This is a genomic window from Candidatus Glassbacteria bacterium, from assembly GCA_019456185.1.
Lineage (GTDB): Bacteria > Gemmatimonadota > Glassbacteria > GWA2-58-10 > GWA2-58-10 > JAJRTS01.
Map to the genome: position 1 here is coordinate 89,912 of VRUH01000005.1, position 13,173 is coordinate 103,084.

The window sequence follows — 13,173 nt, forward strand, 5'->3', positions numbered from 1 at the left end:
ACAATCCCCAAACCTTCTCTACTCTATCTCCACTAAGGAGGACGACGTGACTCGTTCATTGTGCGGGGTTTTAGCCGCGGTTACGCTCTTCATTTTTGGGTTTGCCAGCAATGCATCGGCAATCCCCACTTTTTCACGGAAGTATCAGACTTCCTGTTCCACCTGCCATTATGCTTACCCCAAGTTGAATAAGTTTGGCAGGACATTCTTGAACAATGGTTTTCGCTATCCTGAAGGAGAGGACCCTTCCTATACCAAAGAGGAACCGACAAAATTAGGTGCGGATAGTTACAAACAAGTATTCCCCGATGCTATCTGGCCCTCAGACATTCCCGGCACCGGGCCGGTAAGCCTTCGTTTGATCAACCGCACCAACTTCCGGCCAGTCGAACCCAAGTCGAGTTTCGAGTTTCCCCATGAGCTCGAGTTTCTTTTCGGCGGTACTCTGGGCGAGTCGTTCTCCTTTTTCGGTGAAGTGGAATACGAGCATGCCGATGAATTCGCCTATGGATTTTACCTGCAGTACAATGCCAAACCCGGTTTCAACATTAAAGTCGGTACGGTCGATCCTGCACCCATCCCGGATCACATGCGGCTGACAGCGTCACATTTCGGCTACCTGAACATGCGTGTTTCCGACAGCGGATGGCGCCTGCGTGACGGCCAGTCGGGATTGGAATTATGGGGTGCGATGGACGGACCGAATGGCCGGGGCGGCTTCAAGTACCAGTTTGGGATGGTAAATGGTCAAAATACGGACAGCAACGACGATGTTGACAGCGACAAGGACTTTTACTCCATTTTCTCCTACAAATTCGGCGGATTGGGGCGTGCCGGCGGAACGGAAGCCGCCAGCGCCAGTTCTGCCTTTTGGAAAGACAACTCTTTCACCATTGGGATTAATACCTATAATGGGAACAGTACTTACGGCGACGGGTTCGAGAACTCTTTCAGCGTGTTCGGAGTGTTCGCCGACATCTGGCTCGGTCGGCTCAACCTCTGGAATGCCACCCAGTTCCACACCGATGACAATCCCAAGGCCAACAGCCTGATGGAAAGAAAAGGCTTGGCCAGCAGCACCGAAGCCGACTTTGTTCTCTATCCCTGGCTGATCGGTTTTGCCCGCTACGACTACATCGACAGTTATCGGGGCGATGGCGTAGAAGCAACGAAATACGTGGTCCCGGGGCTAACCGCGATGATCCGGGCTAATGTCAAAGTTACATTCGAGATGCAACTGCGGCTGGATGAGGCGGGAGAGAAAAAGGATAAGTACGTGATCGGGGTGGATTTCGCGATGTAAGTGCCTTTTTCTCCACAGATTGTATTTAGAAATTATTGCGATGGAGAAAGGATCGAGAGACCATGCATCCAAAGAATCTTTTTACCCTCGCCGTGACACTATTGATAGGCTGGAGTTCTGTGGCGCAGGGGGGGGAGATCAGCGGCACTGTCGCGGTTCGTGGTGCCAGAAACAGCGCCAATGTAGTAGTGTTCGTCGAACAAGCCGAAGGTCCGTTTTCTGTCTCGGAAGAACATGCCATAATGGACCAGAAAGGCATGAAATTCATCCCCCATGTGCTGCCGGTTCTGCTCGGTACGACCGTGGACTATCTGAACAGTGATAACGTGATGCATAATGTTTTTACTCCCTCCAAGGTGGCCGACAAATTCAACCTCGGCACCTGGCCCCAGGGAGAAAGCCGCTCCTTTACCTTCAAGAAACAGGGAACGGCGGTAATGCTCTGCAATGTCCACCCGGAAATGGAGGCATGGGTAGTAGTATTGCAGAATCCGTACTTTGCCGTAACCGATAAGTCAGGTGCCTATTCCATTGAGAATCTACCGGCGGGAACCTACACTCTTAAGTTGTGGCATGAGAAACTCAAGAACTTCGAGCCACAGATTGTAAATGTTCCGGCCGAGGGGAAAGTGGTTTCCGATCTGAATCTGAAAAGGTAGTCATGATGAGAGAGAGGATTAATCTCCATTGGTGGGAAACCAATTTCCCCTGCCGGCAGGCCTGCCCGGTGCAGACCGAGGCTGGCAGGTATGTGTCCCTGATCGGCCAGGGGAGATATGAAGAAGCTTACCGGGTAGCCCGGCGTAGCAATCCCCTGGCCTCAATCTGTGGCAGAATCTGCGCCGCGCCCTGCGAGGAAGTCTGCACCAGGGGAACAATTGATTCATCTCTCGCCATCCGGGCTTTGAAGCGCTTTACCTGTGAACGGTACGGTGTGGAGAGCATGCTGGATCTGGCAAGTGTTCAGGACATTTTAAGTAAGCGATTACGTTCCACCGGGAAATGGGTCTCCGTTATTGGCAGCGGACCTGCCGGGCTGGCCGCGGCCCACGACCTGGCCCTGCTGGGGCATCAGGTCTCCCTGTTTGAAGCCCAGGATGTTCTGGGAGGTATGCTGACCCTGGGTATCCCGGAATACCGCCTGCCGCGTGAACTGATCCGTCTTGAAATCAATGTTATCATAAATCTGGGGATCGATGTCCACCTTGGGAAAAAACTGGGGGTCGATTTTTCCCTGGCTGACTTGTGGGAAAACGGTTACAACGCCATTTTTCTCGCTCTGGGAGCCCACGGAGGCCGGGAATTGAGAATCGACGGCATCCATGCCGATGGCGTTATCCAGGGCCTGGATTTTCTCCTCAATGCCAATCGCGGCTACCGCGTACAGATGGGAGAGAAAATTCTGGTAATCGGAGGTGGCAATGTGGCATTCGATGTGGCTCGTACAGCCGCCCGACGCATAGGCAAAGAAGAACGGCAGGTCTCCGATATGGTAAGCGCTCTCGATGTTGCCCGCTCAGCCATACGTTTCGGTGCAAAACAGGTGGAGATGATCTGCCTGGAATCAGAGGAGGAGATCCCTGCTGATGCAGAAGAAATAGAGGACGCCTCCCAGGAAGGGATCCGCATCCTTTACTCACGCGGGCCAAAGCGAGTCCTGACCCGCCAGGGGAAAGTAACAGGATTGGAAGTACTTTCCGTCTCATCGGTCTTCGACGAGCAGGGAAAGTTCAACCCTTCTTTTGTCGAGGGAAGTGAAGAGACACTGGAGACAGACTCCATCATCTGCGCTATTGGCCAGGAACCGGACCTGTCTTTCCTCCCTCCCGAGGTGGAACTACAGATCGGGCCCAACCGTACAATTCAGGTGGATCCGAAAACCCTGGTCACTTCAGAGCCGGGGATCTGGGCCGGGGGGGATTTGGCTTTCGGACCGCGTAACGTGATACACGCCGTGGCCGATGGCAAAAGAGCTGCGACTTCAATCCATCAGTATTTGTTGAATTCAGCTCCCTCGACCAGGCAACATGTGCGTATTTTCGTGCCGGATACCTTTTCCTACCGGCCGACAGTGGATTTTGACAGACTCCCGCCGCAGAAGGCCCCCAAGCTGCCGCTCGACAGACGGACCGGGATCGCCCAGGTTGAACTTGGATTCAACGAAAACCAGGCCAGGCGTGAGGGCAAAAGATGCCTCCGCTGTTGGATCAATACAATCTTTGAAGGCAGGGAAGAGAAGGGCACGGAGTGTATCCTCTGCGGGGGCTGCGAGGATGTCTGTCCGGAGAAATGCATTGAGATCCTCCCCGGAAGAGCGGTCAGCGGGGAAGAGGAGCTGATGCAGGAGCTTTCCGCGGCGAAAATACCTGGTGGGAAAAACCGACAATCAAGCGTGGCCGGCCCCGGAGCGGTAATCATTAAAGACGAAACTCGGTGTATCCGCTGCGGTCTGTGCGCTAAAAGGTGCCCGGTCGGTTGCATCACGATGCAGGCATTATTCTTCGAGGAGACTGCCGATGTCCGATAGACCTCAGGAAGAAAACTCCTTTTACTCCCGGCGCAAGTTTTTTGTCGCGCTTGGCAGTGGAGCCTTGGCCGCTGCCACGGGAGGAGGGCTGGTGCTGACCGGAGAATTTCTGACCCCGAACGTGCTTTTCGAGCCACCGAGCAGATTTCTGGTTGGGACACCGGATCAATACTCCCTCGGTTCCGTTGTATATCTCACTAAAGCTAAAGTGTTCATTATCCGCGATGAAGCCGGATATTTCTATGCTCTTTCGGCTGTCTGTACTCACCTGGGATGCATAGTCAACTGGAAACTCCAGGATGAGTTTATCGCCTGTCCCTGTCACGGGAGTCGCTTCAACAAGATCGGTGAGGTGATCGACGGCCCGGCGCCAGAGCCGTTGAATCACTTCGCCATGAATTTGACCGAGGAAGGTTTTCTGGAGGTGGACAAAGAAATAATCGTAGATCTTTTCGAAATTCTCAAAGTATAAGCTGGGTAACCGCATGAACCTGTTAAAAAAAATAACCGGGGGAAGAATCTGGCGGTCGATATTTCGCACTGGCCTGCCCGATACAAATTATCGCCGATCACTGGTGATCTTGAACAACTTTTTTCTGCACATCCATTCAGCAAAAGTAAAAAAAAGTTCCATCAAATTCACGACAACTTTTTACCTTGGTGGTCTATCTTTTGCGCTTTTTCTGATCCTGACTGTCACCGGGATATTTGTAATGTTTTACTACCACCCCTCGGTCCCCCTGGCTTTCCAGGACATGAAAGACCTGGAGTTCGTAGTCTCCAATGGGAAATTCCTGCGCAACCTGCACCGCTGGGCGGCTCATGCGATGGTGCTGTTAGTCAGCCTGCACATGCTCCGGGTCTTTTTTGCCCGCGCTTTCAAGCCTCCCAGGGAATTCAACTGGGTTATCGGCGTAATCCTGCTGACCCTTACTCTGCTGCTCAGTTATACCGGCTACCTGTTGCCCTGGGACCAGTTGGCTTACTGGGGTGTGTCCGTCGGCACCAACATGATGAAAGCGGTGCCTGTTTTCGGCGAAAAGATTCGGTTCCTCCTGATCGGGGGGAATATAATCAGCGCAAACGCTCTTCTGCGGTTCTATGTCCTCCACTGTGTCATTCTGCCACTGATTATGGCTCTTTTAATCGGGGTCCATTTCTGGCGCATTCGCAAAGATGGTGGCCTGGGAACGAATTCAGAGTCGGAACCCGCGTCGAGGGATATTATCATGGGAGGCACTCTCACTTCTCGAAAAGCTGAATTTAACTCTCATTCAATTAAAGACAAGTCAGAATGAACGACCAACCCAAGGTACATGTCGAGTACGGAGATGACGCCCGGACAACACCGGCCAGGGTGGCTTATGTAAAGGCTGATACATCTCTGATAGTGGAGCGCGAAGAGGGTGAAGAAGTGATGACCTTTCCTCACCTGGTAGTCCGAGAAGTGCTGGCCTTCGAGGTTCTGATGATCGTACTGGCAATCTGCTCTTTGATTTTCGACGCACCGCTCGAGAGCATAGCAGACCCTGAACACTCGCCCAATCCAGCCAAAGCTCCCTGGTACTTCCTTGGCCTACAGGAATTGTTGCACTATTTCCCGCCGATAGTGGCTGGAGTAGTTCTACCCGGGCTTGTAGTCGTCTGCCTGGTGGTTATTCCATACTTCAAGATCAATCTGATACGGGAACCCTTCTGGACGGGAGATCTGAAGAAGAAATTCACCTTGCTCAGTGTGGCGGTTCTAATTATAAACATCCCGTTCTTACTCTCCGCCGCTGTACCGATTTACATCTGCAGTCTGTTGATATATTCCTTGATGCTTCTTCCAATCGTTTTGCCACACAAGACGGGCATTTCCGCAGGGCTCAAGCGGCTCGCTCTTGCCGACTGGATTATGATCTGGTTTGTATTGGTCGGCACAGTATTGACAGTTATCGGGGTTTTCTTCCGTGGCCCGGAATGGCGCTGGGTTTGGCCCTGGTTCGATGGGATTTATTATTAAGGCTGGGTGGTTATGAAAGATTTATCAAAACAGTTCGGGTTTGTCAGCCTGCTCTTTCTGGTCATCATGGCCGTTTCTCCGGTGAAGGAGCATTTCCGGCAGTGGAGGCAAATGCAGCGTTCATATAATAAGTATATTGAAATACTTCCGCAGCGGCTTTCTCCGGTAAAAAAAGGATTGAAACAAATCTGGATCCCGGACTTGGGTGTCATTGACCGTTGCTCCACCTGTCATCTGGGCTCGACCGAACCTGCCCTGAAAGATGCTCCAGTACCCTTTGCCACACATCCGGAGATTTATCACCAGCCCGAAGAGTTTGGCTGCACACCTTGCCATCAGGGTCAGGGGTTGGCCACCGACATGAAATCCGCGGGAGGTAAAGTTGAATTCTGGGAAGAACCGATCCTTTCCCGGCCGTTTATTGAATCCTCCTGCGGCACCTGCCACCAGGAAGATCTGAACAACCAGGCTCCGCTGTTGAACGAGGGATTGGAGTTGATAGAAGAATACAATTGCGCAGGCTGCCATGAAATAAAAGGCCTTGACAAGGAATTTGCACCTCGCTTGGATGGCCTGGGGTCCAAGGTAAACCGCCAATGGCTTGTCCGCTGGCTTACTGAACCTGCCAAAGTGGTCGCCTCCACACTGATGCCGGATTTCCGTCTTACGGAGGAGGAAATAAACCTGCTTGCCGATTTTCTGCTCACTTTCAAAGAGTATCCAACTCCTGTCGAGCTTGAACCTCTTCCGGAGGTGCTGCGTCAGGAGGAAATCCTGGATGAACTCTATGAGCCCGGGGAGACCCTGTTCCGCACTGCGAGGTGTATCAGTTGCCATCTTGTCAACGGGAAAGGCGGGAGTGTGGCGCCGGAAATTGGAACGATCGCATCAAAAGCCAGCCTGGAATGGATCTACAATTTCCTCAGAAATCCACATGCCCTGCAGCCGGGAACTCCGATGGCGCAGTATAGTTTTTCAGATGAGGAACTCCAGAGCGTCACCGCCTACATCGCGATGGAGTTAGTGGATTGGGACGCACCCGAACAGACCGATGATTCAACGGACCAACCGGATCCGAATTATTATGAGAAGGGTCTTAAATTATTTCAAAACTACAACTGTGGCGGCTGCCACTCACTAAGTGGAATCGCATTAGGCGAGCAGACCGGGCCTTCTCTTTCGAATATGAGAAAAAAGCCGCTTTATCAACTGGAATTCGGATTGAAAGACATCCCTCATACCAGGGAACATTATGTGTATGAAAAGATCAAAAATCCGGGCGGCTTTCTGGACAATGCGCTTATGCCGACTTTTACATTTGATGAACAGGAGATCATGGCAATCACTACCGCGCTACTAAGTTTTCAGGAACTGCCTGTGCATGAAAAATTCAGGGTTAAAGAACCAAGAGCCCGGCTGGGGGAGCCACAGGGAGAATTTGGAATGCTAGTGAGCAAGTATCGGTGCCTCACCTGTCATCGGATTAACGGCCGCGGAGGGACAATGGCTCCGGATATTTCGAGAGCCGGCAGCCAGCTGACTCATGCGTGGATCGAGAACTATTTCCGACTGCCCTATACTCTGCGCCCCATAATGACCGAACGCATGCCGAATTTCTACATGCATGAAGAGGAAATAGAAATATTGAGCGATTACATTTCCATGGTTTTAAGAGATGATGCCCTGGAAGTGAATTCGGAATTAGAATTCAGTGTGGCAGAAATTGAATCCGGACGGAAACTCTATTTCAATACCTATGGCTGCCAGGCATGCCATCAAATTGGCGGTGAGGGCGGATATGTCGGGCCTCCACTGGATAACCTGGCCCAAAGGCTGCAACCAGGCTGGGTGTATCAAAGACTTAAAAATCCGCGGCGGTTTAATCCGGATGTGCTTGAGCCGAATTTTGATTTGAGTGATGATGAGGCAAGAGCCTTGACCGCATTTTTGCTGACCACAAAAGGTGATTGACGATGAAAAGATATCAGAGGAGAAAGTTAACGAGCGGGCTATTTCTGCTTTGCGCCGCCCTGTTGTTTTTTCTGATTGGTTTCGAGCCCAACTCACGCCAAGCCATGGCCACTTCCTCTGGATCGGCGGAGTCCGGCAGGGAACATAGCGGCTCTTTTGAAGCAGAGCCATATTCCAGTCGTGTTGGCAAGAAATTATATATGCATTATTGCCAGATCTGCCATGGAGAAACAGGTCAGGGAAACGGTTTTAACTCTTACACCCTGGAAACGCAGCCCAGAGATTTCACCGATGGTAACTATCTGGATGCTCTTCCTGATCGCAGGGTGGCAGAGGCGATACGGGAAGGAGGACCGGGAGTAAATAAATCGGTTTTAATGCCAGCCTGGGGTAAGACTTTCAGCCCAATCGAAATCAACTACCTGGTTCACTATCTCAGGAAGTTCACTCCAAAAGACAGGGCAAAGTAATTCACCATTGCTCAACATGACCAGCTCCAAAAGCTGTACCACTAATTGTAAGAGAATTCCAGCACCCCAAGATTTACCTGATCCACTCCCTCTTCAATTAAGCGTTTGAATAAATGGCGGGCCCGCCGAGACTGGAGGTTGTTTCATAGCCTAAAACGGGACACACCCCGCCTGCTTGCGCAGGCACCCCTCTCAAGAGGGGAATCCTGTCCGGTCTCAGGCATTTTCGCACGGCCGATGGTGTTATCCGGTTTTAGTCCCCCTTAGAAAAGGGGGAAACAGGGGGTTGTGTTTTTGGGATTACCTGCCAATGGGCGAAAGTTTGAATTAAAACTCCAGTTATGAAACAGGTTCTATTTAAAACTTTTCTGGCGAAAATACCGGAGGATTTGGTTAAGCGGATTCAGGCGGTGGCGGCTTGATTTCTATGGTTGGTAAAACTTATTGTTGGCAAATCATTGAATAGTTATGGCGTTTTTTCAAAAAGCGGTTCCGACTGTACATCTTTGACAAGGTACACCGGGCAACGTTCACACGTACCCATGCAACTGCACTCCTCATTCGCATCATTCTTTAATTCCCAGCATCTTTGATGAGGATTGTTGTAAGCGGGACAAGAATCCCAACTGTCGCAATCAAGTACCACCCAACAGGGAGCCATGTTAAGCACATGTTTAATGCTGGAGAGGGTAAATCCTCTTTCGTGAATGAGTTGTCTGATTCTTTTGATCTGGCGAATTTCAAACTCGCTGAAAAGCCTGTGGCTGCTCGATCTTTTCCTTAACGGCTTTATCAATCCTTCCTTTTCGTATTCTATAATCCTCTTTACAGACATCTCGACCTCCCGAGCGACTTTCCCTATCCTCAACAACATTTTGGCTCCCTGCTTATGTTAAATCCATGGCTTTACCAGTAGAATTTACCACTAAAAACTCCCCGCAGCAAGCTGCGGGGAGTCTCCGATTAGTAAGGTGCAAAATTATTGTTATTCGCTCGCTAAACTCCGCGGCAAGCCGTGGGGAACGCCCGCTTTTCCATTAATGCTTCAGCTGAGTTTGCTTTAAATTATTGAAGGTACAGCCCGGGATCGATAGACTGAAATCACAGGACGTCCCGGTTTCCCGTGAAATCAATCTTATTTGAAAACCGTACGGACCTGATGGCCGGGCTGTACCTTCGTTCACCTCTAAAAATACCCTGCTTCTCCCCTTTACTTTAGCAGCACCATCTTGCGGGTCTGCATAAACTCACCGGCCTGCAGGCGGTAGAAATACACTCCGCTGGCGAGTTTCCGGCCGGAATCGCTGGCGCCTTCCCAGAAGACGGTGTAGGTGCCGGCATTCTTGACTTCGCTGACCAGCGTCGTGACCAGGCGGCCGCGGATGTCGTAAACCTTGAGGCTGATGTCCACGGACCGGCCCTCGGGAACGCTGTAGCTGATCGTTGTGGCCGGGTTGAACGGGTTAGGAGAGTTCTGCTTCAGGGCGAAATCCTTCGGCAGGCTGCTGCGCGCAGTGCCGTCGCCGTAAAGGGCAATGCGGAAAGCCTCTTGCTGATCCGGCGTCAGATCGAGCTGTTTCAGGATCGTCTCAATGTAGTCAATCTCCTCGGCGTTTAAGCCGTCTACCTTTTCAACTGTTATTCCGCCAAAGGCTGATGCCAACATTGTCGAGTTACCGACATTCTCAAAACAGGCACCCTGCCAGATGTCATCAATCAGAGCGACCAGATCGACCAGATCGTATCTGCCGTCAATGTTTCTGTCCAGGCGCTGGTCCAACGGATTATCTCGTGCGAGAATCATAAAAGTAACAACATCGCTTATCGCCAGTTTCCCATCATCATTGAAATCGCAAATCTGGGCAATCTCCTCACCCCACCACTGGACGGCGTACTCATTCAGCGCGGCTGCCAATTCAATGTCGCTGGACTCATTCCAGACCGCATTGTCACCGTCCACGATGTTCCATGGATTGCTCTTGTTGTGGCAGCTAAGGGCGCAGGAATTGAACATCCCGCCCTCGGCCTGATAGGCAAGGTTCAGGGTCTTCTCCGGCAGGGTCGTCTGAAAGGTATGGGCGTGAATGTCGTGCGGGATTGCGCTCTTCATCGTCTTCGGCATATGGCACTTGGAGCACCTCGATTCTCCACTTCCATCCGGATCGTAAGCGTGGTTGGTGTGGACAGAAACGATTGTGCCGATAGAATCGACATTGGTTACGGCATCCGCCACCATTTCCTTGCTGATGGAGCTGAAAGGCCCTGCCGTTGCAGCATGGCAGGCCAGGCAGAGCGTATTGTTGTCATTGTTGGTGGCGATCGCCAATGTATCACCACCTTCGACGGCAATCATCAGCGTATCCCTGACCTGGTGGTCGCCTGGCGCCTCGTGCACGTCGTGGCAGAAAGTGCAGTCCATCTGCGCGTCGGGGTCTAAGTAGTGACCGCTGTTCTTGAAATCCAACATCTGCTGATGATGGCTCTTGGAATGGACGCCATCGGGCCAGAACTTGCTCGCGTTGTCTACCGGATTAACGACGCTCCAGAAATCAGGTAAACTTGCGCCCACGGTAAAGGTGGAAAGATCGGCATCGACCGGGAAATCGAACTTGTTTTCTCCGGCCGTACCCACGCTCGAACCTCTCGAATGGCACTGGCCGCAAAGCTCCAGCCGCTGGTCCTGGGTTAAATCACCGGTCATCAATCCCGTTCCATCAGTGTGAAAAGAAACCGCGCTAGGGCCACCCGCCCCGTGGCAACGCTCGCAAAGAGTATTAAATTCTGAATAAGTGGCTGTGTATCCAGTGGAATCATCGTATGCAAGCTCAATCCCGGTGGAGTGGCAGCCTATGCAGCGACGTTCGAATGAGTTTTTCAGGACCACATCCGCCACCAGGGTGGCCTGGTCGGTGTAAAGCGGCAAATCATCCCCATCGTACCAATGATCCGTGTGGTAAGTCACCCATTCCTGGTCTTTCTCGTTCCACTGGATAGGGAGGATATAGAGGCTCTCGCCGATCTTTGTCATGTAGCGCTGTTTCCACTTACCGTGGCCGCCATAGGTCCCATTCACTTGATATGTAATCTCGCCGATTGTCACCTGGTAGCCGCTGAGGAAATCCGTTGGGTCCTGGGGGTCTACGGTTTGATCCAAAGAAAGTTTTGGTGCGTTTTCACCGTATTGGGCAAAGCTGGAAGTGGTTGCCAGATCTAACCCTGCAACCCACTGATCATGAGAAACCACACCCGGCGGGCCGTAGACCGATGCTGAGTCCGGGTCCCTCAACGAGGTATTGTGGTAACTCTGGATTGCACCGTCTACTGCCGGGTGCTCACCCTGGGGAACTGCGTGGCAGTTAAGGCAATAGCTCGCCCCTTTATAGGTCTGGGCGTCGAGATTTGTAGCACTTAGGTGGAATGCGACCAAAGTCATTAATGCACAGACGATAACGGGCCTCATTTTTGTCCCCTTTCAGTTTTCGTTGCTGCAATCCTGTCAACTCACAAATCGTCTCAAGACTATCCTACAAGCAATACAGCCATAAATCCCGGACCATAGGGGCTGTATAGATTGCGGAAATGGTTAAAAGCTGTTTCTAGAGCGGTTGGATAAAGATATTTCATGGGCCTCCTTTTTTTCAGCTCGCAGTTTACAAGTTCCCCGTGCTCTATCCTTTACGGTCTAAGTGATAAGTTCAGGGCGTATTACGCACCAAATCTTCAGCATCGAATGACCCCGGGCTGATTTGGAGCAAGGCATGATATACGTCGTTGAATTTATGTTGAGCAGAATGTCCTTAGGATTGATCGCTCAGTCCCGGTCCAAATTATCTAGCTGCAGAAAAACGCAAGGGGTGAGAAAATCTGTCATCAATGGAGCATTGCAGAAAGTTATTCTGCAATGTCTATTTCATCGTCTGGTCTAGAACGCGGACTGCATCAAAAAGAATTCAGGAGACGCTAATTGAATGGCAATACGGGTACAAATTAATTCCTGAACTAATTTTGTTAGGATTTAATATCAATTATACGCTATGAGAAAACTTTGTCAAGAATAAAGACGGAGAAAAATGGTGGGCTGCGAGACTGATATTTTTATACAACGCCCCCCGGCACCCCCCTGAGGACCCCGGCGGGGCGGCACCTTGCCAGTTCTTGCCAGAAATGCTGTGAATTGTTGGCAGTTGTACCAAATATGTCAACGGGCAGGGAAGCGGTGAGATGAGGCAGCCATGCGGCTTTCGGAAACAAACCGGGAGCGCCGTTTTGGTTTGCAGGCTATTTTTTGCCTGTCGCGGATGGCCGGAATCCGGCAACAAGTTTGAGCGTTCCGGGTCCTGCCACTGAGCTTAAAATCACTTAGCTGTTACTGCGTAATGTTCGGTTTTATAACATCGGTATCAGCTCGTCAAAATTATGTATGTCCATAACTTGTTGAAAATAAAACTGATAGGTTGCAAGACGATCTCTGGCACGGATAATGCTATTCATAAATTACAGGAGTTCGAGAGCCGGTTGGCGGAAGCATAAGAGGCGGAGGTTGAGATGAAACTGACGATGATGGCGATGGCGGCCAACAGGCTGGGCGATCAGCAGTGCCCCGAGGTGCGCTGGGAGATCGCGGTTGGGGTGCGGCTGGCCGACGGCGGGTCCGGAAAACCAGAGGGGGACGGGTATATCGTGTGTATCCCGGCGATTGCAGCGTTGGAAAAAATGCACTCCAATTAATTTGATATTGCTTTACGGCTGATGGCTCCCCCCATCGATGCAGCAAGGGACGTGCGATTCGCACGCCTCTTTTCAGTTGAATTTGTTGCAGAGATAACCTTTAATCAGGCGTTTATCAGCAGGTAAAGGCCGCCCTCAGATACCTCCTCGGCAATCACCGCAGCGGTGG

The 13,173-nt window shown here is 51.3% G+C and carries 11 protein-coding genes; 9 read left to right on the forward strand and 2 right to left on the reverse strand.

Annotated features, from left to right (window positions below):
- The first annotated feature begins 46 nt into the window (after positions 1 to 46).
- The 8 genes from FVQ81_03350 (at position 47) to FVQ81_03385 (ending at position 8,276) form a co-directional block, all read left to right on the forward strand.
- The gene (locus FVQ81_03350; protein ID MBW7995611.1) at positions 47 to 1,303 is read left to right on the forward strand and encodes a hypothetical protein; all 1,257 of its coding nucleotides are present in this window, start codon (positions 47 to 49) and stop codon (positions 1,301 to 1,303) included.
- A gap of 62 nt (positions 1,304 to 1,365) precedes the next feature.
- The gene (locus FVQ81_03355; GenBank protein ID MBW7995612.1) at positions 1,366 to 1,962 is read left to right on the forward strand and encodes a hypothetical protein; all 597 of its coding nucleotides are present in this window, start codon (positions 1,366 to 1,368) and stop codon (positions 1,960 to 1,962) included.
- Positions 1,963 to 1,964: 2 nt separating this feature from the next.
- The gene (locus FVQ81_03360) at positions 1,965 to 3,830 is read left to right on the forward strand and encodes an NAD(P)-binding protein (protein MBW7995613.1); all 1,866 of its coding nucleotides are present in this window, start codon (positions 1,965 to 1,967) and stop codon (positions 3,828 to 3,830) included.
- On the forward strand, positions 3,820 to 4,302 hold the full coding sequence (locus FVQ81_03365; protein ID MBW7995614.1) for a Rieske 2Fe-2S domain-containing protein: 483 nt from the start codon (positions 3,820 to 3,822) through the stop codon (positions 4,300 to 4,302). Before FVQ81_03360 ends, FVQ81_03365 begins: the two co-directional genes overlap by 11 nt.
- Positions 4,303 to 4,315: 13 nt before the next feature.
- Complete coding sequence (locus FVQ81_03370; GenBank protein ID MBW7995615.1) at positions 4,316 to 5,128, forward strand: DUF4405 domain-containing protein; 813 nt, start codon at positions 4,316 to 4,318, stop codon at positions 5,126 to 5,128.
- Positions 5,125 to 5,835 carry a hypothetical protein gene (locus tag FVQ81_03375; GenBank protein ID MBW7995616.1) on the forward strand — a complete coding sequence of 237 codons (711 nt, stop codon included), beginning with the start codon at positions 5,125 to 5,127 and terminating at the stop codon, positions 5,833 to 5,835. The genes FVQ81_03370 and FVQ81_03375 overlap by 4 nt, the downstream gene beginning before the upstream one ends.
- 12 nt (positions 5,836 to 5,847) lie before the next feature.
- Entirely contained in the window at positions 5,848 to 7,806 is a 1,959-nt protein-coding gene (locus tag FVQ81_03380; GenBank protein ID MBW7995617.1) for a c-type cytochrome, read from the forward strand.
- A gap of 2 nt (positions 7,807 to 7,808) precedes the next feature.
- Positions 7,809 to 8,276 (forward strand): cytochrome c, encoded by a 468-nt coding sequence (locus FVQ81_03385; GenBank protein MBW7995618.1) that lies wholly within the window; start codon positions 7,809 to 7,811, stop codon positions 8,274 to 8,276.
- A gap of 466 nt (positions 8,277 to 8,742) precedes the next feature.
- On the opposite strand, the gene FVQ81_03390 is transcribed toward FVQ81_03385, so the two are convergent.
- Entirely contained in the window at positions 8,743 to 9,150 is a 408-nt protein-coding gene (locus FVQ81_03390) for a MerR family transcriptional regulator (GenBank protein ID MBW7995619.1), read from the reverse strand.
- Positions 9,151 to 9,486: 336 nt separating this feature from the next.
- Positions 9,487 to 11,736 carry a T9SS type A sorting domain-containing protein gene (locus FVQ81_03395; GenBank protein MBW7995620.1) on the reverse strand — a complete coding sequence of 750 codons (2,250 nt, stop codon included), beginning with the start codon at positions 11,734 to 11,736 and terminating at the stop codon, positions 9,487 to 9,489.
- 1,085 nt (positions 11,737 to 12,821) lie between these two features.
- Between FVQ81_03395 and FVQ81_03400 the strand changes: the two genes are divergently transcribed.
- Entirely contained in the window at positions 12,822 to 13,004 is a 183-nt protein-coding gene (locus FVQ81_03400) for a hypothetical protein (GenBank protein ID MBW7995621.1), read from the forward strand.
- Positions 13,005 to 13,173 lie beyond the last annotated feature (169 nt).